The organism is Acinetobacter sp. 161(2023) (assembly GCF_037027805.1).
Taxonomy (GTDB): Bacteria; Pseudomonadota; Gammaproteobacteria; order Pseudomonadales; family Moraxellaceae; genus Acinetobacter.
Window position 1 is genome coordinate 14,234 of sequence record NZ_JAZEYD010000011.1, and the last position, 20,742, is coordinate 34,975.

The following is a 20,742-nucleotide window of genomic DNA, read 5'->3' on the forward strand; positions in this document are numbered from 1 at the left end:
CACAAATTATAATGCGCGGTTCTTCATCTTACGGATAGTTTCAAGCTGACCTGAAATCTCTGATAGAGATGCCAATGCAGCAGCTGAGTCCAAATCACTCTTTTGGTTCGCAAGCAATTGTTCAGCATTTTTACGCGCTTCTAAAATTGCAGCTTCATCCAAATTGTCTGCACGGATTGCAGTATCTGCAAGAACCGTCACAACATGAGGTTGAACTTCTAAAACACCGCCAGATACATAGACGATTTCTTCTGTACCATTTTCCAACTGAACACGAATCGGGCCCGGTTGAAGCAAGGTTACGAGTGGAGCGTGTCCTGGCAAAATACCAAGCTCACCACCAGCACCTTTCGCGATTAACATCGTTACTGCGCCAGAGTAAATAGACTCTTTAACACTTACGACATCACATTGCATAGTCGCCATGAGATGATCTCCTTAAATTAGAGTTTCTCAGCTTTAGCAATCACTTCGTCAATACCACCAACCATATAGAACGCTTGTTCTGGGATGTGATCGTATTCACCAGCTAATAGACCTTTAAAGCCACGAATCGTTTCTTTAAGCGATACTAATTTACCAGGAGCACCAGTAAACACTTCAGCTACGTGGAATGGTTGAGAGAAGAAACGTTGGATTTTACGCGCACGGTAAACAACCAATTTATCTTCTTCAGCTAACTCATCCATACCCAAGATTGCGATGATGTCTTTAAGCTCTTTATAACGTTGCAAAATGTTCTGTACAGAACGTGCAATTTCATAATGCTCTTGACCAACAACTAATGGGTCTAACTGACGTGAAGTTGAGTCAAGTGGATCGATCGCTGGATAGATACCAGAAGATGCGATGTCACGGCTCAATACTACTGTTGCATCTAAGTGAGCAAATGTAGTTGCAGGCGATGGATCTGTTAAGTCATCGGCAGGTACGTATACTGCTTGGATCGATGTGATCGAACCAGATTTAGTAGACGTAATACGCTCTTGAAGAACACCCATTTCTTCTGCAAGTGTAGGTTGGTAACCTACCGCAGATGGCATACGACCTAACAATGCTGATACTTCAGTACCTGCAAGTGTATAACGGTAGATGTTGTCGACGAATAATAATACGTCACGACCTTTACCATTTTCGTCTTTTTGATCACGGAAGTATTCAGCCATAGTCAAACCAGTTAACGCTACGCGTAAACGGTTACCTGGTGGCTCATTCATCTGACCGTAGACCATTGCTACTTTGTCAAGAACGTTAGAATCTTTCATCTCGTGATAGAAGTCGTTACCTTCACGAGTACGCTCACCAACACCAGCAAACACAGATAAACCTGAGTGAGCTTTCGCGATGTTGTTGATCAACTCCATCATGTTAACGGTTTTACCAACACCAGCACCACCGAATAAACCAACTTTACCACCTTTTGCAAACGGGCAAAGTAAGTCAATTACTTTAATACCAGTTTCTAAAAGGTCAGTAGAAGCAGCTTGTTCAGCATAAGAAGGCGCTTGACGGTGAATTGGCAAACGTTCTTCAGTTGCAACTGGACCAGCTTCATCAATTGGGCGACCCAAAACGTCCATGATACGACCAAGCGTAGCTGGACCTACTGGAACAGAAATCGGTGCATTTGTGCTAGTTACATTAAGGCCACGTTTAAGACCTTCTGTAGAACCCATTGCGATGGTACGAACAACACCATCGCCAAGCTGTTGCTGAACTTCTAATGTAGTTTCAGTACCGTCAACTTGGAGAGCGTCATAGATCTTAGGAACGCTATTGCGCTCAAACTCGACGTCGATAACCGCGCCGATGATCTGAATGATACGACCGCTACTCATTGCTGTCTCCTCAATTCAAACTTAATAATGTTAAACGGCAGCGGCACCGCCAACGATCTCAGAAATTTCCTGAGTAATCGCGGCTTGACGCAGCTTGTTGTAAATGAGTTGTAGGTCTTTAATAAGTTGTCCTGCGTTGTCTGTCGCTGCTTTCATCGCGACCATACGAGCTGACTGCTCACATGCAACGTTTTCAATCACACCTTGATAAACCATAGACTCGATATAGCGAACCAACAAACCATTTAACAATTGTTCTGCTTCTGGTTCGTAGATATAGTCCCAACCATAAGTACGGTTGAGATCATCGCCTTCTTCTGCTGGTGCTAAAGGAACAAGTTGTTCTACTTTAGGCTGCTGAGTCATCGCATTAATGAAGCCATTTGATACGAGGTAGATACGATCTAATTCGCCCTTATCAAATGCATCAAGCATAACTTGAACTGAGCCAGTTAACTGTTCCAAACTCGGCGCATCGCCAAGTTGGGTAGTTGCACCAAGCACTTTACCGCCGTAATTCTTAAAAAACGAAACCGCTTTTTGACCAATTAAAGCAAATTCAACTTCAATTGACTGCTGTTGTTGTGCTTTGACATGCTGCACAACTTTCTTGAACAAGTTAATGTTCAAGCCACCTGCCAAACCACGATCTGAAGACACTACGATATAGCCAACGCGCTTAACTGGGCGATCAACCATATAACGGTGTTTGTATTCAGGGTTTGCTTGGACTAAGTGAGCAATTACACGGCGCATATTATCGGCATACGGACGGCCCTGAGCCATGCGCTCTTGCGCACGACGCATTTTAGAAGCAGCTACCATTTGCATCGCGCGAGTAATCTTTTGCGTGCTCTTGATACTAGCTACTTTGGCGCGAATTTCTTTTAAATTTGCCATACGCTTAACCTAGTATTCGAAAGCTCTTTCGAGCTTCCGAAGGTTGATCCGTGAACCAAACTTAACTAAAACTGAACTTAGTAAGTTTGAGTCGCTTTAAAGCTTTCAATACCTGCTTTGATTGCTGCTTCGATGTCTTTGTTGTAATCACCAGTTTCATCGATCTGTTTCATCAACGGAGCATATTCTGAGCGGAAGTAAGAAATTAACGCAGCATCAAAGTCTACGATTTTCTTAACTTCTACGTCAGACATATAGCCTTCGTTAGATGCATAAACAGAAACAGCTTGGTCAGCAATTGAGTAAGGAGCATATTGCTTTTGCTTCATTAACTCAGTTACACGTTGACCATGTTCAAGTTGTTTACGAGTTGCTTCATCAAGGTCAGAAGCGAACTGAGCAAACGCAGCCAATTCACGGTATTGTGCTAAAGCAGTACGGATACCACCAGACAACTTTTTGATGATCTTAGTTTGAGCAGAACCACCAACACGAGATACAGAGATACCCGCGTTCACAGCAGGACGAATACCTGCGTTGAATAATGATGTTTCTAAGAAGATCTGACCGTCAGTAATCGAAATTACGTTCGTTGGTACGAATGCAGATACGTCACCTGCTTGAGTTTCAATAATTGGCAATGCAGTTAAAGAACCAGTTTTACCAGTTACTGCGCCATTAGTGAATTTCTCAACGTAGTCAGCAGATACACGAGAAGCACGTTCAAGAAGACGTGAGTGAAGATAGAATACGTCACCCGGATACGCTTCACGACCTGGTGGACGACGTAAAAGCAATGAAATTTGACGGTAAGCAACTGCTTGCTTAGACAAATCATCATAGATAATAAGAGCGTCTTCACCGCGATCACGGAAGTATTCACCCATTGTACAGCCAGAGTACGGAGCTAAGTACTGCATTGCAGCAGGATCAGCAGCCGCAGCAGCGACAACAGTTGTATACGCCATAGCGCCAGTTTCTTCTAGCTTACGTACAACGTTTGCAATTGTTGATTGTTTTTGACCAATCGCAACGTATACACATTTAATGCCAGAATTTTTCTGAGCGATAATCGCATCGATCGCCATCGCTGTTTTACCAGTTTGACGGTCACCAATAATCAACTCACGCTGACCACGACCCACAGGAATCATGGTATCAACTGATTTATAACCAGTTTGAACAGGTTCGTCTACAGACTGACGCCAAATTACGCCTGGTGCTACTTTTTCAACAGCATCAGTTAATTTTGCATCAATTGGGCCTTTACCATCAATTGGGTTACCCAAAGCGTCGACAACACGGCCAAGAAGTTCCGGACCAACTGGAACTTCAAGTACACGACCTGTACAACGAGCTTTTTGACCTTCTTGAAGGCTTAAGTAGTTACCTAAGACAACGGCACCCACTGAATCCTGTTCTAGGTTCAGTGCCATACCAAATAAGCCGCCGTCAAATTCGATCATTTCACCGTACATTGCATCAGCAAGACCGTGAATGCGCACGATACCGTCGGATACCATAACAATGGTACCTTCATTTTTAGCGGTCGCGCTGGTGTCCAGATCGCTGATACGCTGTTTAATGAGCGCACTGATCTCGGATGGATTCAGTTGTTGCATTGCGCTATTCCTCAATCTTTTATTAGTTCAGTCTTCATCATTTGCATTATGCAAGAAGACGAGTACGCATTTTTTCAAGCTTGTTAAGCGCAGAATCATCTATCACTTGATCGCCTGCACGAATTACAACACCTGCAATAAGCTCAGGTTTAACTTCAACTAAAACAGTTACAGTACTATTGAAACGCTTTTCTAAAGCAGATTTCAACAATTGCTCTTGTTCAGCAGTTAATGGGAAAGCCGATTCAATCACGACATCCACATTGTTGTTATTCTGTGATTTAAGCTGTTCATATTCTGCTTCAATTTCAGGTAACAACATTAAACGATCGTTATCTGCAAGAAGTGTCAAAAAGTTAGACACTGCTTGAGATTGACCTTCACCTAAAACTTTAGCAAAAAGCTTCACTTGCTCCACAGGAGTAAGTTCAGGGCGATTTAAATAAGCGGAAAATGCTTCGTCTTGCACCGCAGCACTGAGCACTTGTAACGCATTCGACCAATTGTCTGTTGCACCTTGCTCAGAAGCATAAGCAAATGCTGCTTTGGCATACGGACGTGCCAACGTCAAGAGTTCAGCCATGATTCGCCTCTCTTAAAGTTTAGCAGCCAGCTGAGACAGCATGGCATTATGAGCTTCTGCGTCAACTTGCTGGTTCAGGATTTTTTCTGCGCCAGTTACTGCCAAAGCAGCTACTTGTTGACGTAATTCTTCGCGAGCAGAATTGATATCTTGATCAACAGCTTCTTTAGCCTGTTGACGAATACGCTCACCTTCAGCCGCAGCTTGAGTACGCGCTTCTTCGATCAATTGTGCTGCACGACGGTTCGCTTGTTCGATCAATTGAGCCGCTTGTGCTTTAGCTGCATCAAGTTCTTGCTTTACTTGCGATTGTGCATCGGCAAGGTCAGCTTTCGCTTTTTCTGCTGCATTTAAGCCATCAGCAATTTTACGCTGACGCTCACTAATCGCATTGATTAGTGGTGGCCAAACAAACTTCATGCAGAATGCAACAAAGCATGCAAACGCAATCGCTTGACCAATCAATGTGAGGTTGATATTCATTGCAATTCCTCAAATAGTGGATTTAGGAATTAAGATGATTAACCTACAAATGGATTAGCGAAGATGAAGAACAAGCCAATACCAACACCGATCATAGGCACAGCATCAAGAAGACCCGCGATTAAGAACATACGAGTTTGAAGTTGTGGAGCCAATTCTGGTTGACGAGCTACAGCTTCTAGAAAGCGACCACCCAAAAGACCAAAACCAATCGCAGTACCTAAAGCACCGAAAGCGATCAAGATAGCAGATGCAATTGCAACTAGACCTAAAGTGAGTTCCATGAAAAATTCCTCAGAGGTTAGGTTATTACCAAATTAAATTAAAAAAATTCAGCCCAACCATCGTTTGATAGTTAGGCAATACCATTAATGTTTTTCGCTTGCCATGCTCAAGTAAACGATGGTAAGCATCATAAAGATGAATGCCTGCAACGTGATTACAAGAATGTGGAAGATCGCCCAAGGCACAGATAACGCCCATTGAATCCAAAACGGCAATAAAGCAATTAGGATAAAGATCAGCTCACCAGCATACATGTTACCGAATAGTCGGAGAGCTAATGAAATAGGACGAGCAAGGAATGTTACCAATTCCAAAATCAAGTTCACTGGAATAAGCAACGCTTTTGCAACTGGATTACTTGGGTTAAATGGGTTAAGTGCCAACTCGCCAACGAAACCACTAACACCCTTTTCGCGGATGCTGTAGAACAAGATAAGTACAAATACAGATAAAGACATACCTAAGGTAATGTTTGGATCTGTAGATGGAACAATCTTGAAGTAAACGTGGTGAGGATTCATACCAAATACGTTTGCACCTACAAATGCTGCAACTTGAGGAATCCAGTCAACTGGAATCAAGTCCATTAAGTTCATGAGGAAAATCCACACAAAAATAGTGAGAGCAAGTGGAGCAATTAAACGCGATTTGCCATGAAAAGTATCACGGACACTTGAGTCAACAAACTCAATGATCATTTCAATTGCTGACTGGAATTTAGTTGGAACACCTGCTTTTGCAGTTTTCGCAACAATCCAGAATAACAAACAGAAAATAACACCAAGGCCAATTGACCAACCCATTGAATCCAAGTGAATTGCAGTGAACCCCATCGAATGAGCTTCTTCAGCAGTCTCAGCCAATTTCCATGTACCATCTGGCATTTTGCCATAGGTCATATTGGTCAAGTGATGCTTGATATACTCTGTCGAAGTGAGGGCATGTTCTTCAGCAGCCATAAATCACACCTGGTCAATGTCAATTACTAAAAAGAAGGGTTACGAACATCGGCGTACTGTCGATATCTCGCCACCCTCCAAAAAATCTTCAATTCTTCTTGTTTCTACACCCGTTTTTGTTGACGTGACACCCAAAACGGAGCGACCCACGACATTGCCTGAACGAGAATAAAACCAAACAGCAATGCTAACGGTGATAAAGGTTTAACATTGCTCAAAATCAAAATAAATCCAACGATCATGATTGCAAATTTGCCTAACATGCCCCTATACATGTTAGACAGCACTTGTTTTGATGCTCTCGCACCTGCTGTTCTGAAGGATTGCCACGAGAAATAACTCATTGCAAGCCAGCAAACCAGTGCACCAAGTGCCGCACTTAATGCTGCTGTCATGTCTTTTATGCTCCACGCCACGAGGGCGGAAACAGGGATCATACATGCTTGTAAGAAGACCAAAGCTTTTGCTAATCGTCGGTCAATCAAGCGACTAGTTCGGCTCATTATTTATCCACTCACAGCATAAATGCTTGACAAGTTTAGCTGATGATCGCTTTTAATCGCAGGCATTATAGAGTTACACCCCTGAACATGCAATCTTTTCCCGACTTTAGTCGGGGTTTTTCATGACAGGTGGTGCTGACGCTACAGTCAGCCTTTGTTTATTTTTTATCTTACTTTTGCGTACTTAATACACATTTATCTGTTTTTATAGCCAGTTTCTTCCATGCAGTGACGAAATCATCCTCGTTATTCATGCTCTCGTCTACGGGTTGAAAAGTAATGTTACCTAATTTTTGATACTGGCTTTTAGTGGTAAAACTTTCTGCCAATAAACACATCTGATCTTTTGGTCGATTATCATTAAGATACTTAATTTGAGCTGCTGTTGGTGCAACATGAGGATCATCTGTCAAAGCGCCTGCAAACTTTAAGTTTAATGAGCGTTCTAAATATTGATAAGCATCATGATATGACCAATATGGTTTGCCATTACTTGTACTGTCGTAAACTTGTGCAGCCTGAAACATCTTACGAGCAAAGATATTAGCATTATTCCAATATTTAGCCTTGTTTTCAGGATGCTGCTGAGAACGTAAAGCAGCAATAAAGAAACCAATTCGAACTGCGTTATTTGGCTCTAGCCATACATGGGTGTCTACTGTATTAGGTAAAGCTACACCGCGTGTACTACGCAGCGGTAAAACAGAAACGATGCCACTATCTAATAAGGCAATTGCTTTCTTATTATTACCTAACAATTTATTTAGAGGTGCTTCATGAGCCTTACCCAGCCAGATTACTAAAGATGCATCATTAATTGCTTTACGGTGCGCTGGAGTTAATTGTACGTCATGCCCAGTTTGTCCCTTTAATAAGAGTTGTGGTTCTTCAACACCCTGAGTGACTTCTTTTGCAATCAGATAGATCGGGTGTGTAGAAACCACCAAACCCTGACTCCACCCTAACGTACTCAAAAGAGAGAACATACTGAAAACAAAAAAACGGAACATGACAGACCATCAATTTAAATTAGCTCGAAGCATGTTATAATATAACAAAGTTACAAAAATACCTAAGATTAATCGAATGAAGCATCGCTTCATGCTAATATTCCGTTAAAAATTCGAGGTTATTTCTATGAGTTCCTGCTCGCATGAACATCATGATTCTTTGCATGGGGTGCATGATCACCATAATGTCGCAAACCGTTTAGCTGAAGCAGAAAATTTATGTTCTGCGACTGGCGCACGACTTACGCCTTTGCGCAAAGAAGTTTTGGAACTCATTTTAAATGCGTCGGGCCCAATGGGTGCTTATGACTTGCTCGCACGTATAAAAAGTCAAACTGATCGCCCAGCTGCTCCTCCAACTGTATATAGAACTTTAGATTTTTTATTAGAAAAAGGTTTGATCCATCGCCTAACTTCTATTAATGCCTATATTCCCTGTTGCCATCCTCGCGAAGGTCATCAAGCAGCATTCTTAATTTGCACCGAATGTCACATGGTTAAAGAAGCCTCTTCTCAAGGCTTAACTCACCAGCTTGATCAACTTGCAGCGTCAGATGAGTTCGTGGCTCAACATAGCATTATTGAAATTTCGGGGAAATGCCAACAGTGCCGCACAACTCGCTAGATCCTGTATTAATTCAGCTTGAGCAGGTTTCTGTTCATCGTGATAATCGGGAAATTTTAAAAAAAGTTGATTTTGCTCTACATCAAAATGAAATTGTGTCTTTGATCGGGCCAAATGGTGCTGGCAAATCAACACTGATTAAAGTTCTACTTGGTATTCTCCAGCCGAGTAGTGGACGCATTGTTAATTATAAAAAACTCAAAATGGCGTATGTGCCACAAAAATTTAATCCTTCACACAGTCTACCTTTACGTGTGCAGGATCTACTTGATTTAGAAAAGTGCAGCCCTGCTCTGCGTCAGGAAATTATTCAAGACACAGGTATCTCCAAGTTACAACAATCAAAAGTACAACAACTTTCCGGTGGTGAGCGCCAACGCGTATTACTAGCGCGCGCACTACTTCGCCAACCAGACATTTTAGTTCTTGACGAACCGATGCAAGGTTTAGACATTCAGTCAGAAGCTGAACTTTATGAATATGTCCGTAGTCTGCCAGAACGATATGGTTGTGCAATCTTAATTGTTTCTCATGACTTACAATGGGTGATGGAAGGAACACACCGTGTGGTGTGTTTGAATAAACATATTTGCTGTAGTGGGTTACCCGAGAATATTCAACAACATCCTGAATATCAGGCTATTTTTGGAACTCAACGGGTTTTCTACCAACATCATCATGATCATTGCGCTCACGGTGATGCAGCACACCCCTGCCCTCATAACGACCGTCCTCACATCCACCCAGAACCGGAAGCTTAAGCCATGATGGAATGGTTACAATTATTGTTACCCGCATGGATTATGGGAACCTTGCTGGTATTTTTAACTGCACCTCTTGGTTGTCTAATGCTTTGGAGACGCATGTCTTTTTTTGCTGACACGATGGCACACGGAACATTACTTGGAGTTGCGATCGCAGGTGCTTTAAGTCTTCCTCTTTGGCTTGGGGTTGCAGGCACTGCGATTTTACTGGTCGCAATTTTATGGGCCCTACATGACAATCGCTTACCCAATGATGCGCTCTTAGCCTTATGTTCAGCGACATTACTCTGTAGTGGTTTGTTGTTTATTCAACATGTTCCAAGTTTAAGACCAGAACTTTTAAGTTATTTATTTGGTGATTTACTTAGCATTGATTGGCCCGATTTACCTGTTTTCACTTTAATTATTGCGATATCACTCGCAATTCTTTACCGCTTTTGGCAGCAGCAAATACAGTTTGCAATTGATCCAGATATTGCAATTAGTGAAGGGGTAAATGCGAACTGGCAACGTCTTATTTTTATGCTGCTATTGGCTTTATTTACTGTATTAGCCTTACGTGCGGTAGGTTCGTTGCTTATGGGTGCATTACTCGTAATACCTGCTTTAAGCGCTCGCCTACTAGCAAACTCGCCAAAGCAAATGGTCGTTTGGGCATTTGTGTTAGCCCAGCTTGGGGTGAGTGTAGGCCTATGGTCAAGCGCAGCACTTAATATCTCTACAGGCTTGAGTATTGTTTTATGTATGGCATTAACTTTTGCTGTTATTTTTATAACTCAAAAGCTAAAAAATCAAACACAGGCGGCCTAAATTAGGACGTCTGATGAACTGTACTTAATAATAAAGCCGCACAACTAAACATCACAGCAAAACCCCGATTCAAATATTTTTGCTGTTTAGGGGAGCGAAGTAATCTTAGAACCTTTGATGCTAGCCCTGTATATCCAGCCATTACAATCAAATCAATCGTAATCATTGTTACAGCCATAATCAGGTACTGTATCCACTGAGGCTTACCCAAATCTAGAAACTGGGGTAAAACAGCTAATAGAAATACAATCGCTTTGGGATTACTAATATTGACCACAAAGCCATTTAACAATAGCGCGAATACAGATTTATCTCTTTTTTCTTGTTGGATTTCTATATCTTTTATAGGCGCTGTCCACTGTAAATAAGCAAGGTATAACAAATAAATCACACCAAACCATTTAACAAACTGAAAAGCCAAAGGTGTCGTTGCAAATAAAACCCCCACGCCTGCTGCCACCACTAAAATTTGAAGTAGCAAAGCGATTTGCAAGCCTATTGCGTTCCAATAGCCATGCCTAAAACCATAGTTTAGACCACTCGACATTGAAGCAATTGCTCCCGCACCTGGTGAGATACTAATAACCCAACAGGCCAACATATAAGCGAACCAAACTTGCAGAGACATAGCAAAAAATAGACTATAAAAGTGGAATTATACTGTTTTATAAAGCTATCTTAGTCATAATTCAAACAATAAAATCAGCAAATAGACTACTAACGACTCTTCGCATCAGGCACAATAATTAAAGCTCATACTAAATTATAATTGAGGAGATACCTTCCAATGACTGCTCAATCTGTCATTTTGCCATTGCCATCAGATCATGCTCGTTTCATTGTTCTTCGCTTAAAAGACTTATCAATTGATGAATTAAAAAAACAAATTGAAGCTTTATTTGAAGCACGTGACCGTCTAATGACTCAGCATTCTGATGCCCAAATTAAAACAGCAGTCGCTTTTGGTCCTGAACTATGGAAACAGCTCTATTCGCAAACTCCTGAAGGATTTAAACAGCTTGAGCCAGAACAAGGTGCATTCAACATGCCAGCTGTGCCAGCAGATGTGCTCATTCACATTGCCAGCATGCGCTCTGATATTTGTTTTGCATTAAGCCAAGCATTTTTTGAAGGTATTCAAGATAAAGTCGAAGTTCTTGATGAGCGTGTTTGCTTCCGCTATTTCGATGGTCGAGATATGACGGGCTTTATAGACGGTACGGAAAATCCTCAGTTCCCTGATGACCGTGCAGAAACAGCTCTTCTACCCGAAGAGGCTGGAGTATTTGCCGATGGCAGTTTTATATTTGCACAGCGCTATGCTCATGATTTAGAAAAATGGAAAAAATTGAAAGTTGATGCGCAAGAAAATGTTATGGGCCGCACCAAACTTGAATCTATTGAATTAGATGATGACGTAAAACCAGAAAATGCCCATGTTGCTCGCACTGTTGTTGAGGATGATGAAGGCGAAGAAATGGAAATTCTACGTCATAGCCTACCTTATGGCGACGGCCGAGGTGATCAAGGTTTATTTTTCATTGCTTATACCAAAGACCTCACCATTATTGATGCCATGTTAAAGCGCATGTTCGGCACAAGTGGAGATGGTATTCACGACCGCTTATTGCACTTCGTGACTCCACTTGATGGTGCTTATTACTTTGCACCTAGTGAAGAATTACTAGAAGAAATTCTAGAAGGGTAAAATTTAAAAAAAAGTAGCTATCAAGCAAGGTAGCTACTTTTTTATTTCAGACCGAAGAGAGCTAAAATAAATACGTTGTCATTTTATATAGATATTATGGATCTCTCGCATAAATTAATAAAAACTACTCTTAAATACAAACTTAAGGCCCATTAGCATTTCTTATTTCAACCATTTCATTACAGTCTTTAGAAGTTGAATAAACGAAAATTCGTTTATCTTGATTTTCTAGCAAAATGGCATCTTTATTTTCACCAAAGGCATTTTTAGAAATATCACACTTATAAGCTGACAGTTGAAAGCTCTTTACGACTTCACATTTAGACTCAACAATATTGTCATTGAAACCATACCATTTTGTAATATTTGGATTTGAACAAGAGATTTGCCCTACTTGATCAACTTCTTTTGTTTTAACCGCCTTATCCACACTCTCTTTCTTTTCACTTGCAACAGAGCCTGATTTATTTATCTCCGTCTGCACTACACTAGATTCATGATTAGAATCATTTTGCGTTTTATGCGGACTTTTATCACTACAAGCCATTAAAGCGCCTATAAAAATTAAAATATAAATATTCTTCATAAAAAAGTGCTCATAATTATGTGTTATTTAAGAACTGATCTTAATCAAAGTCATCAACCCGTAAGTATAGATAATATTAACCGAAATAAGATTTACTAATAACTTATTATTTTAGATTGATAATATGCATCTTATAAAAACTGGATAATCTGTTTTATATTTTATTAACTATTATAGTTTAGAAAATATAAGAATCATTTAGGCCAAGGTAAGTTAATAAAAAAAGAGGAGCTTAAGCTCCTCTTTCTACACTCTCACCCTTAGAAAGGAATACGCTTATATTTGCGGTATTCGGGCTTCCAGAATGATTGATCAATTTTCTGTTTCAACAAATCATCACTAATCGTTACTGCCACACCATCAGCCATAGCAGCTTTCGCAACTTCGAACGCAATAACTCTAGAAACTTGTTGAATTTCGCCTAAAGGTGGCAATAAATCAGCTTGTGGATCTTTAAGCAATGGAGAACAATTTGCTAAAGCACTACTTGATGCCATTAACATATTTTCTGTAACACGCTTAGCACCCGATGCAATCACACCTAAGCCAATGCCTGGGAAAATGTACGAGTTATTACACTGCGAGATATTGTAAAGTTTGCCGTGATGATTCACAGGAGCAAACGGACTACCTGTTGCAATTAATGCTTTGCCTTCAGTCCACTCCACAATATCAGCAGGTACAGCTTCAACACGTGAAGTTGGATTAGATAATGGCATGACAATTGGTCGTTCACAATTTGCAGCTAAAGTCTTAATGATTTCTTCTGTGAACAAGCCAGGCTGACCAGAAACACCAATTAACACTGTAGGCTTAGCATTTTTAACAACATCAAGTAGTGAAATCACTTCTTCAATATTGCCCCACTGATCAACCACCTCAGCTTTTTGTGCCAACTTACGTTGGAAGTCGAGCAAATTTGGTTGATTCTCAGTGATCAAACCAAAACGGTCTACCATATAAACGCGAGCACGCGCTTCTGCATCGGTTAGACCTTCTGCAACCATTTGAGCAACAATTTGCTCTGCAATACCACAACCTGCCGAGCCTGCACCTAAGAAAGCAATTTTTTGATCTTTTAATTGTTTGCCCGCTGCACGACTCGCAGCAATCAAACTACCAACAGATACCGCTGCTGTTCCTTGAATATCATCGTTAAAACAGCAAATTTTATCGCGATATTTGTTTAAAAGTGGCATCGCATTTTTTTGTGCGAAATCTTCAAACTGAATTAATGCTTTTGGCCAACGACGCTTCACAGCATCAATCACCATATCTACAAATGCGTAATATTCATCACCACTAATACGCGGCTGACGCCAACCCATATAGATCGGATCATTTAAGAGCTGCGGGTTATTCGTCCCCACATCAATTGTAATTGGCAATGTATAGGCTGGGCTAATTCCGCCACACGCCGTGTAAAGCGAAAGTTTTCCAATAGGAATACCCATTCCGCCAATACCTTGGTCACCAAGACCTAAGATACGCTCACCATCTGTAATCACGATTACTTTTACATTATTTTTATTTACGTTTTGCAAAATATCATCAATCACATCACGATCTGGATATGAAATAAAAACACCACGATGACGACGATAGATATCAGAGAAACGCTGACATGCTTCACCTACTGTTGGGGTGTAAATAATCGGCATCATTTCTTCAAGATGATTTTCGATTAAATGATAAAACAAGGTTTCATTGGTATCTTGGATATTACGCAAATAGATATGTCGATTGATATCATCAGTGAAAGCGCAATATTGCTGATAAGAGCGCTGGCTCTGCTCTTCAATAGTTTCAATAATATGGGGGAGTAAACCGTGTAAGTTAAAGTTACTTCTTTCTTCTTCAGTGAAAGCCGAACCTTTATTTAAAAGTGGTAACTCTAAAAGTGTAAAACCTGCATATGGGATATAAAGGGGATGTTTACTTGGGTGTCCTGATATCATTGCCTATCTCATTTTCCAGCTTAGAGTAGAGAAAAACACGTTTTGTATGGTCTCTAAAACTCTTTGTGTGTATAAGCTTAAGGCTATTTTCATCGAAATAGGTATTTTAAACCGTGATGTTAAAATTAAACACTATTTAGTTACTACATACATAAAAATAAATAATAAATATCAATATCTTAATAATTTTATATTTTTAAAAAATCTTTTCTTATCTTAAATTTTAAAGCCCAAACTATATATTTTAATACTACTATATATTTCTATAAGAAATAATAGTGATTTCACTACCTAATTTTCTGATCAAAAATCTCCAGAAGGCTTGTATTTGTTTGTTTTTAGAATAGTGAAGTAATCCACCCTACAATATTCATTTAAGAAATAATCCCCAGTAAGTTGCACAAAAAGAATTACTGGAATATTAAATCCACTCCCCTAACGCATAGGAAATTTGCTATATTTGACGTTTTTCTGCGACATCTATTTTCGATTGATATGAATACGGCAATACAAGCAGCTCTCGACCATGCAGTGCAAAATCTTCAACAAGAAGGCGTGCTTCCTTCCGACTGGAATAACACAAGCAACTTAACGCGCACCAAAGACCGAAGCCATGGCGACTTTGCTTCTAATATTGCCATGATCGGCTCGAAAGCTGCTGGTATGAAACCACGTGATTTAGCTGAGAAAGTTCTAGCTGCATTACCAGAAGTAGCAGATATCAGCAAAGCTGAAATCGCAGGACCTGGTTTTATTAACTTCTTTTTAAATGCAGATCAACGCTTTGCCATTCTTGACCAGATTCAAGCACAAAAAGAAATTTTTGGTCGCAGTCAGGCAAACGCAGCGAAAAAGATCCAAGTCGAATTTGTTTCTGCAAACCCAACATCTAGCCTACACGTAGGCCATGGCCGTGGCGCTGCATATGGTATGACTGTTGCTAAGTTACTTGAAGCAACAGGTGCTAAAGTTGACCGCGAATACTATGTGAATGATGCTGGCCGTCAAATGGATATTCTGGCGACTTCTACTTATTTACGTTATTTAGAATTACTTGGTCAAAACCTTGTATTCCCTAAAAATGCTTACCAAGGCGATTACGTTAAAGAAATAGCACAGACTATTATTGATAAAGATAGCGATGCATATCTTCACGAAGTGGCAGCTGTCTATAAAGATGTGCCAGAAGACGTACAATATGCAGAAGAACTAGATAGTGACGGCAATAAAGTCGTTTTATCTGGCGACAAAGAAAAACATATTGATGGCCTTATTGCCAACTCACAACAATTACTAGGTGAAGGCTACCGCGTATTCCATCAAGCTGCTCTTCATGCCATTTTAGATGATATTAAAGATGACCTTGCTGACTTTGGCGTAACCTTTAATCAGTGGTTTAGTGAAGCATCTCTTAGTGCAAAAATTGACGAAGCTTTAGAAACACTTGATCAACGTGGCTTCCTTTATGAAAAAGATGGCAACATCTGGTTTAAATCGACTGAATTTGGCGATGAAAAAGACCGCGTTGTTAAACGTCGTAATGGCCAAACTACATATTTCGCATCAGACATCGCATACCACTTAAATAAATTACAACGTGGTTATACCGACCTAATCGATATTTGGGGCTCTGACCACCACGGCTATATTTCTCGCGTAAAAGCGGCAATTGATGCGATGGGTTACGACTCTAAAAAATTGACTGTACTTTTAGTTCAGTTCGTAAGTTTATGGCGTGGCGGCGAGATGGTTCAAATGTCATCTCGTTCAGGCCAGTTCGTGACTTTACGTGACTTACGCAAAGAAGTAGGTAATGACGCCGCTCGTTTCTACTACGTGATGCGTAAGAGTGAACAACACATTGACTTTGACCTTGACCTTGCTGTTTCACAAAGTAAAGACAATGCTGTGTACTACATTCAATATGCCCATGCACGTATTTGCCGTATGTTAGAAAAAGCGCTCAGCACAGGCTTACAATTCGATGCAAATGCTGCACGTACACATGCTACTCGCCTATCTCTTGATGCTGAAACCGAGATTCTTGCTAAGCTGGCAGCTTATCCAGACGCAGTGTTGCGAGCTGCCAATGCGTATGAACCACATCAGATAGGTACCTACTTAAAAGAATTAGCTGCCTTGTTCCACGGTTGGTACAATGAACATAAAGTATTAAGCGATGATGCAGAGCTAACACAAGCACGTTTATTACTTTCAATCAATGTACAACAAGTGTTGCATAATGGTTTAGAATTACTTGGTGTATCTGCACCAGAATCTATGTAAAAATTATATTGCATGGCAGTAAAGTAAAGGTCATGCAATATATAGTAAACAGTGGTTTGTAGAGTTAAAATAGCTGATATGAACCACTGTTTCAGCATCGTAATACGAGATCAAACTCGAATTAAAACAATCAAAATACAGAGGAATAATCCACGTGTTTGGCAAAACGCAACGCGGTGTATCTGAAAGACCTAACAAGCCTAAAAAGCCCGTAATTCCCAAATGGTTAGGGACACTTGTCGCTATTTTGGCGGTCTTATGTATCGCTGTAATGCTTATGCTTTGGAAACCTTGGCAACCTGTTCCTGCAAAAAATCAGATTACTTCTGATCACTATAAAGAAGAAGATACGAATAAAGACTATCGTTTCTACGATCTATTACCCCAACAGCAAGTCACTCCTATTCCGGAACAAGCAATTCCTGAAAGTAAAAATCAAGGCACAGCCATGATTGTTGAGGCACCAAGTGCAGCTCAACCACCTGCTTCAGAAAGTGTAGGAATTGATACGAATCAATCAGCCACTACTCCTCAGCAACCTACTTATATTTTACAGGTTCGCAGCTATAATGACCCAGATCAAGCTGATGCTCGCCGTGCAGAAATCATTTTAAATGGCTTATCTGCGGATGTAGTTAAGAGTACTGAAAACGGGCAAACATGGTACCGTGTTATTTCGGGACCTTATGATTCCCAAGATGCGGCCTTGGCTGCTCAACAGACCTTACAACATAGCGGCATTGATTCTATCGTGATCAAACGCAAATAAACTGCAAATAAAAAAGGAACAAAGAATTGTTCCTTTTCTTTTAAATATCAGCACAATCCCTTTCATTAGAACCCATTCCCTTTTGTTTCGCTTTCTGAAACGCGGGTCTTTGCTGAATACGATGTAAAAAGGTCTGAATATTAGGATATTTCCCTTGCAAGCGTGATTGTAAAGCTTCTAGAGGGAAACTCATTTGAATATCAGCAAATGAAAAGTCGCCTGCAAAATATTCATGCTCTGCCAAATAATTTTCTAAAAAACTAATATGATCTTTCATGCGTGGGCGGACAAAATTTGCCTTCACCCCTTCCGTAATTTTTTTTGCTACTGGCTGAATTAACCATGGCACATGCTTATTTACACTATTCATGACCAGAGTCATGACTAAGAGTGGCATTAGTGAGCCTTCCGCATAGTGCATCCAGTAAATATATTGCTGTAAATCCTGAGCTTGAATGGGCTTAAATTGATGTTTCTGATCATAGCGCTGCTGTAGATATTCCAAAATCACAGCAGATTCTGCGATGACTTGCTCATCATCTGTCAAAATTGGAGCTTTACCTAAGGGATGAATACATTTCAATGTTTCTGGAGCGGAATAGTTAGGTAAGCGTTGATAATAATGAATATTATAATCTAAGCCTAATTCTTCTAAAGCCCATAAAATTCGAAACGATCGCGAACATTCCAGGTGGTGTAAACTAATCATGTTATTGCCTGCTTTTATTTTTCTTTTCACATAAAAAACAGCATGTGAACATGCTGTTTTATTCCATTTGTGGGATGGATATAAAATCATCCACCTTCACAAAATAGCATTTTTACACTGTAACAAGCACAGTATGAATGTCTAAACTACGTAACAAAGTTTTAGTGACTGGAGTTTTACTACATACCAACAAGATTTTTTGTTGGAGTTCTTCATCTGGTAAGTCTTTAAAAACAATACGACGCTCTATATGTTCTTCATGCTCTCTATTGGTATGAAAATCAATTTCAACCGAGAACTCACCCAAATCATAACCTTTATGCTTTGCATACATTCTTAAAGTAATGAGCGTACACGCGGCTAAACTTCCAGTAAGTAAATCATAAGGTGCTGGGCCTTGATCTTGTCCTTCAAGCTTTTCAGGCTCATCACAAAAATATTGATGGCGTCCACTGGTAATCTCACCCTTCCATTGCTCAGCAAGGGACTTTGCTTTACTACTTGCGATTACTGCTGTCATTTTGATGCTCTCATTTGATCTGGAAGAACAGGGGCTTCTAAACGTGCACCAACATAATCTGGAATTTCACCAAAACGCACATCATGATTAATCCATTGATCACGAGCTTCTTTTAAATCATCCATTGTACGCGCAACAAAATTCCACCAGAGCAAAATTGGCGTTTCAAACGGTTCACCACCAATTAAAAGAATACGATTGCCTTTTTTTACTTCAATCTCAATTTCACTCAGCCCAGTATCTAATACAACCATGTTGTCAGCAGTTAACTCATGGCCATTCACATGGGCAATACCCTCAAGCGCCATAAAACCATATTCATAATTAGGATTTAATGGAATACGAGTTTTAGTATCTTGGGCAGCAATTAAGTCAACACCAACTAAAGGCGTATGGACCACTACTGGAGAAGTAGTTGCCAAATATTCACCGACAAGAACAGTAAATTCTAGACCGTCTTTTTCAACAATAGGCAGCTCAGGGTAATGTTCAAATTTTGGATCCATATCGCGCTTTTGATCTGGTAAAGCAATCCACAGCTGAGCAGCATGCATTTGAGTTTCTGTATCAGGTGCAACTTCTGTATGCGAAATTCCATGGCCCGCTGTCATTAAGTTCACTTGCTTAGGACGGATCAGTTGTTTTGAACCTAAACTATCGGTATGCATCATGGTCCCTTCAATCATCCAAGTGAAGGTTTGCAAACCAATATGAGGATGAGGGCCAACATCTAAACCATCACCCGCTTGAAAAGACACTGGACCTGCATGGTCTAAAAAACACCACGCACCAATCATTCGTTTTTGTCGGCTAGGTAAAGCCCGCTTAATGACCGTCCCCTGTCCAATTTCAGCAGAGCGAATTGGAAACTCCTGAATAAACTGATTGGCAAATTTCTCGCAATCCTTTGAATCAGAAATATCGTAATCATTATTATTGCTCATGATATTACTCTCTTTTACCTATGCTTTTGCAATGAGTTGTTTTACTGATCTTAACAATACACTCATTATTCAATATAGTCTTTTAGTAATACACAGGGTGTTATGAATGAGACAATAATTTTTAAATTATAGAAAAATCAAGGCTAAATGAAAAATGCTTAAGCAGATTAATCTTTAACAAGCTGTTTTAGATTTTTCATGAATTGCCCAAATTGTGGGAAAAATTCTTGAAACATAGGATGGTCTCGATTTTCTAACATGACTTCACTAAAAAGTTTTAGTCCAACTCCAAAAGATTTTGTGGTTTCATTATCAAAAAAATCTGCTTTTTTTAAGCGCTCTACAATTTCAAAAATATCGTCATGATTCCCCGTATAGAACTCAAGACGCTCGGTATACATAGAGGCCTCTCCTTTGGGATTTTTTAAATGTTGTACAGCAACATGATATTGATGTTGTTTCATATCTAAACTCTCTCTTAAAATTTAATGACTTTGGATGATTTCAACCTGTTTAAGGTCGATTTGAAATTGTGTAAATACTGACCGCAAAGAGGCTAAAAACTCCTCTTGTTTAGCAGCCGTTAGGTCCGTGCAGCGAATTTTTAATAATTGATTACTCTCGACTGTGGGCAAGCTAAATTTAGCCTCATCTCGTTGCGGCTGACGATTTGAAATTAAACCCACTCCTACTAAGTCGTTCACTACGCGATAAACTGTAGCTAAACTTAATTTCTGCTTTTGGGCATATAACTTTTGATAAATCTGTTTAACAGTCAGATCTTCTGCTTGCTGTTGAACTAAAGACAAAACAGCAAGTCTTGGATGAGTAACTTTTAGGCCCGCTTCTTTGATTTTGTGCTGTAGGTCTAACATTTTGA

At 40.1% G+C, this 20,742-nt stretch carries 24 protein-coding genes; 6 read left to right on the forward strand and 18 right to left on the reverse strand.

Annotated elements, in window-relative coordinates:
* Nucleotides 1-6: 6 nt before the first annotated feature.
* The 10 genes from WA249_RS11820 to WA249_RS11865 all read right to left on the reverse strand — a co-directional run bounded on the left by WA249_RS11820 (nt 7) and on the right by WA249_RS11865 (nt 8,183).
* A complete protein-coding gene (locus tag WA249_RS11820) occupies nt 7-426 on the reverse strand; it encodes a F0F1 ATP synthase subunit epsilon (protein ID WP_003655525.1) in 420 nt (139 codons plus the stop codon).
* A 17-nt stretch (nt 427-443) separates the two neighbouring features.
* Nucleotides 444-1,838, reverse strand: coding sequence for a F0F1 ATP synthase subunit beta (gene atpD / locus WA249_RS11825; RefSeq protein WP_003655528.1), 1,395 nt, complete (start codon nt 1,836-1,838; stop codon nt 444-446).
* 30 nt (nt 1,839-1,868) lie between these two features.
* Entirely contained in the window at nt 1,869-2,738 is an 870-nt protein-coding gene (atpG, locus tag WA249_RS11830; RefSeq protein WP_003655530.1) for a F0F1 ATP synthase subunit gamma, read from the reverse strand.
* Between the two features lie 77 nt (nt 2,739-2,815).
* A complete protein-coding gene (gene atpA / locus WA249_RS11835; protein ID WP_004640548.1) occupies nt 2,816-4,360 on the reverse strand; it encodes a F0F1 ATP synthase subunit alpha in 1,545 nt (514 codons plus the stop codon).
* 46 nt (nt 4,361-4,406) lie between these two features.
* Entirely contained in the window at nt 4,407-4,943 is a 537-nt protein-coding gene (locus tag WA249_RS11840; protein ID WP_336168923.1) for a F0F1 ATP synthase subunit delta, read from the reverse strand.
* A gap of 12 nt (nt 4,944-4,955) precedes the next feature.
* Nucleotides 4,956-5,426: a F0F1 ATP synthase subunit B gene (locus WA249_RS11845; protein WP_016139577.1), complete on the reverse strand. Its 471-nt coding sequence runs from the start codon at nt 5,424-5,426 to the stop codon at nt 4,956-4,958.
* A 38-nt stretch (nt 5,427-5,464) separates the two neighbouring features.
* Nucleotides 5,465-5,710, reverse strand: a complete 246-nt coding sequence (gene atpE, locus WA249_RS11850) for a F0F1 ATP synthase subunit C (RefSeq protein ID WP_000424060.1) — start codon at nt 5,708-5,710, stop codon at nt 5,465-5,467.
* An 84-nt stretch (nt 5,711-5,794) separates the two neighbouring features.
* Nucleotides 5,795-6,670, reverse strand: a complete 876-nt coding sequence (gene atpB, locus WA249_RS11855; protein ID WP_016139578.1) for a F0F1 ATP synthase subunit A — start codon at nt 6,668-6,670, stop codon at nt 5,795-5,797.
* A gap of 104 nt (nt 6,671-6,774) precedes the next feature.
* A complete protein-coding gene (locus WA249_RS11860; protein ID WP_016139579.1) occupies nt 6,775-7,173 on the reverse strand; it encodes an ATP synthase subunit I in 399 nt (132 codons plus the stop codon).
* Between the two features lie 170 nt (nt 7,174-7,343).
* Nucleotides 7,344-8,183 carry a metal ABC transporter solute-binding protein, Zn/Mn family gene (locus tag WA249_RS11865; RefSeq protein ID WP_336168927.1) on the reverse strand — a complete coding sequence of 280 codons (840 nt, stop codon included), beginning with the start codon at nt 8,181-8,183 and terminating at the stop codon, nt 7,344-7,346.
* Between the two features lie 127 nt (nt 8,184-8,310).
* Between WA249_RS11865 and WA249_RS11870 the strand changes: the two genes are divergently transcribed.
* Genes WA249_RS11870 through znuB form a run of 3 tightly spaced genes read left to right on the forward strand, consistent with a single transcriptional unit; the run spans nt 8,311 to nt 10,382 of the window.
* Nucleotides 8,311-8,808, forward strand: a complete 498-nt coding sequence (locus tag WA249_RS11870; protein ID WP_005309148.1) for a transcriptional repressor — start codon at nt 8,311-8,313, stop codon at nt 8,806-8,808.
* On the forward strand, nt 8,781-9,569 hold the full coding sequence (znuC, locus tag WA249_RS11875; RefSeq protein WP_336168929.1) for a zinc ABC transporter ATP-binding protein ZnuC: 789 nt from the start codon (nt 8,781-8,783) through the stop codon (nt 9,567-9,569). Before WA249_RS11870 ends, znuC begins: the two co-directional genes overlap by 28 nt.
* 3 nt (nt 9,570-9,572) lie before the next feature.
* Entirely contained in the window at nt 9,573-10,382 is an 810-nt protein-coding gene (znuB, locus tag WA249_RS11880; RefSeq protein ID WP_336168930.1) for a zinc ABC transporter permease subunit ZnuB, read from the forward strand.
* Between the two features lies 1 nt (nt 10,383).
* Here znuB and WA249_RS11885 read toward each other — a convergent pair whose 3' ends face one another.
* The gene (locus WA249_RS11885) at nt 10,384-11,010 is read right to left on the reverse strand and encodes a LysE family transporter (RefSeq protein ID WP_336168932.1); all 627 of its coding nucleotides are present in this window, start codon (nt 11,008-11,010) and stop codon (nt 10,384-10,386) included.
* Nucleotides 11,011-11,169: 159 nt separating this feature from the next.
* Here WA249_RS11885 and WA249_RS11890 point away from each other — a divergent pair, with 159 nt between their 5' ends.
* On the forward strand, nt 11,170-12,090 hold the full coding sequence (locus WA249_RS11890) for a Dyp-type peroxidase (RefSeq protein ID WP_336168934.1): 921 nt from the start codon (nt 11,170-11,172) through the stop codon (nt 12,088-12,090).
* 142 nt (nt 12,091-12,232) lie between these two features.
* Here WA249_RS11890 and WA249_RS11895 read toward each other — a convergent pair whose 3' ends face one another.
* Nucleotides 12,233-12,676 carry a hypothetical protein gene (locus tag WA249_RS11895; protein WP_336168936.1) on the reverse strand — a complete coding sequence of 148 codons (444 nt, stop codon included), beginning with the start codon at nt 12,674-12,676 and terminating at the stop codon, nt 12,233-12,235.
* Nucleotides 12,677-12,936: 260 nt separating this feature from the next.
* A complete protein-coding gene (locus tag WA249_RS11900) occupies nt 12,937-14,634 on the reverse strand; it encodes an NAD-dependent malic enzyme (RefSeq protein WP_336168938.1) in 1,698 nt (565 codons plus the stop codon).
* Between the two features lie 495 nt (nt 14,635-15,129).
* On the opposite strand from WA249_RS11900, the gene argS reads away from it, so the two are divergent.
* Together argS and WA249_RS11910 are read left to right on the forward strand one after the other, a co-directional pair.
* Nucleotides 15,130-16,920: an arginine--tRNA ligase gene (argS, locus tag WA249_RS11905; RefSeq protein ID WP_336168940.1), complete on the forward strand. Its 1,791-nt coding sequence runs from the start codon at nt 15,130-15,132 to the stop codon at nt 16,918-16,920.
* 154 nt (nt 16,921-17,074) lie between these two features.
* The gene (locus WA249_RS11910; protein ID WP_336168942.1) at nt 17,075-17,689 is read left to right on the forward strand and encodes an SPOR domain-containing protein; all 615 of its coding nucleotides are present in this window, start codon (nt 17,075-17,077) and stop codon (nt 17,687-17,689) included.
* A 40-nt stretch (nt 17,690-17,729) separates the two neighbouring features.
* Here the strand turns inward: WA249_RS11910 and WA249_RS11915 are convergent, their stop codons facing one another.
* The 5 genes from WA249_RS11915 to WA249_RS11935 all read right to left on the reverse strand — a co-directional run bounded on the left by WA249_RS11915 (nt 17,730) and on the right by WA249_RS11935 (nt 20,737).
* Nucleotides 17,730-18,398, reverse strand: a complete 669-nt coding sequence (locus tag WA249_RS11915) for a glutathione S-transferase (RefSeq protein ID WP_336168944.1) — start codon at nt 18,396-18,398, stop codon at nt 17,730-17,732.
* Between the two features lie 112 nt (nt 18,399-18,510).
* Nucleotides 18,511-18,918, reverse strand: a complete 408-nt coding sequence (locus WA249_RS11920; protein WP_336168946.1) for an OsmC family protein — start codon at nt 18,916-18,918, stop codon at nt 18,511-18,513.
* Nucleotides 18,915-19,862, reverse strand: a complete 948-nt coding sequence (locus tag WA249_RS11925; RefSeq protein ID WP_336168948.1) for a pirin family protein — start codon at nt 19,860-19,862, stop codon at nt 18,915-18,917. The genes WA249_RS11920 and WA249_RS11925 overlap by 4 nt, the downstream gene beginning before the upstream one ends.
* 167 nt (nt 19,863-20,029) lie before the next feature.
* Nucleotides 20,030-20,326, reverse strand: a complete 297-nt coding sequence (locus WA249_RS11930; protein WP_336168949.1) for a DUF3861 domain-containing protein — start codon at nt 20,324-20,326, stop codon at nt 20,030-20,032.
* Between the two features lie 21 nt (nt 20,327-20,347).
* Nucleotides 20,348-20,737, reverse strand: a complete 390-nt coding sequence (locus tag WA249_RS11935) for a Fur family transcriptional regulator (protein WP_336168950.1) — start codon at nt 20,735-20,737, stop codon at nt 20,348-20,350.
* Between the last annotated feature and the right edge of the window lie 5 nt (nt 20,738-20,742).

Excerpts from the sequence above, each read along its gene's own strand:
- WA249_RS11915 (WP_336168944.1), bottom strand. The coding sequence starts at position 18,398 with ATGATTAGTTTACACCACCTGGAATGTTCGCGATCGTTTCGAATTTTA.
- atpD (WP_003655528.1), bottom strand. The coding sequence starts at position 1,838 with ATGAGTAGCGGTCGTATCATTCAGATCATCGGCGCGGTTATCGACGTC.
- WA249_RS11895 (WP_336168936.1), bottom strand. The coding sequence starts at position 12,676 with ATGAAGAATATTTATATTTTAATTTTTATAGGCGCTTTAATGGCTTGT.
- argS (WP_336168940.1), top strand. The coding sequence starts at position 15,130 with ATGAATACGGCAATACAAGCAGCTCTCGACCATGCAGTGCAAAATCTT.
- WA249_RS11860 (WP_016139579.1), bottom strand. The coding sequence starts at position 7,173 with ATGAGCCGAACTAGTCGCTTGATTGACCGACGATTAGCAAAAGCTTTG.
- znuB (WP_336168930.1), top strand. The coding sequence starts at position 9,573 with ATGATGGAATGGTTACAATTATTGTTACCCGCATGGATTATGGGAACC.
- WA249_RS11930 (WP_336168949.1), bottom strand. The coding sequence starts at position 20,326 with ATGAAACAACATCAATATCATGTTGCTGTACAACATTTAAAAAATCCC.
- WA249_RS11865 (WP_336168927.1), bottom strand. The coding sequence starts at position 8,183 with ATGTTCCGTTTTTTTGTTTTCAGTATGTTCTCTCTTTTGAGTACGTTA.
- WA249_RS11845 (WP_016139577.1), bottom strand. The coding sequence starts at position 5,426 with ATGAATATCAACCTCACATTGATTGGTCAAGCGATTGCGTTTGCATGC.
- znuC (WP_336168929.1), top strand. The coding sequence starts at position 8,781 with ATGCCAACAGTGCCGCACAACTCGCTAGATCCTGTATTAATTCAGCTT.
- WA249_RS11840 (WP_336168923.1), bottom strand. The coding sequence starts at position 4,943 with ATGGCTGAACTCTTGACGTTGGCACGTCCGTATGCCAAAGCAGCATTT.
- WA249_RS11890 (WP_336168934.1), top strand. The coding sequence starts at position 11,170 with ATGACTGCTCAATCTGTCATTTTGCCATTGCCATCAGATCATGCTCGT.
- WA249_RS11935 (WP_336168950.1), bottom strand. The coding sequence starts at position 20,737 with ATGTTAGACCTACAGCACAAAATCAAAGAAGCGGGCCTAAAAGTTACT.
- WA249_RS11920 (WP_336168946.1), bottom strand. The coding sequence starts at position 18,918 with ATGACAGCAGTAATCGCAAGTAGTAAAGCAAAGTCCCTTGCTGAGCAA.
- atpA (WP_004640548.1), bottom strand. The coding sequence starts at position 4,360 with ATGCAACAACTGAATCCATCCGAGATCAGTGCGCTCATTAAACAGCGT.
- WA249_RS11900 (WP_336168938.1), bottom strand. The coding sequence starts at position 14,634 with ATGATATCAGGACACCCAAGTAAACATCCCCTTTATATCCCATATGCA.
- WA249_RS11885 (WP_336168932.1), bottom strand. The coding sequence starts at position 11,010 with ATGTCTCTGCAAGTTTGGTTCGCTTATATGTTGGCCTGTTGGGTTATT.
- WA249_RS11870 (WP_005309148.1), top strand. The coding sequence starts at position 8,311 with ATGAGTTCCTGCTCGCATGAACATCATGATTCTTTGCATGGGGTGCAT.
- WA249_RS11925 (WP_336168948.1), bottom strand. The coding sequence starts at position 19,862 with ATGAGCAATAATAATGATTACGATATTTCTGATTCAAAGGATTGCGAG.
- atpE (WP_000424060.1), bottom strand. The coding sequence starts at position 5,710 with ATGGAACTCACTTTAGGTCTAGTTGCAATTGCATCTGCTATCTTGATC.
- atpB (WP_016139578.1), bottom strand. The coding sequence starts at position 6,670 with ATGGCTGCTGAAGAACATGCCCTCACTTCGACAGAGTATATCAAGCAT.
- WA249_RS11820 (WP_003655525.1), bottom strand. The coding sequence starts at position 426 with ATGGCGACTATGCAATGTGATGTCGTAAGTGTTAAAGAGTCTATTTAC.
- atpG (WP_003655530.1), bottom strand. The coding sequence starts at position 2,738 with ATGGCAAATTTAAAAGAAATTCGCGCCAAAGTAGCTAGTATCAAGAGC.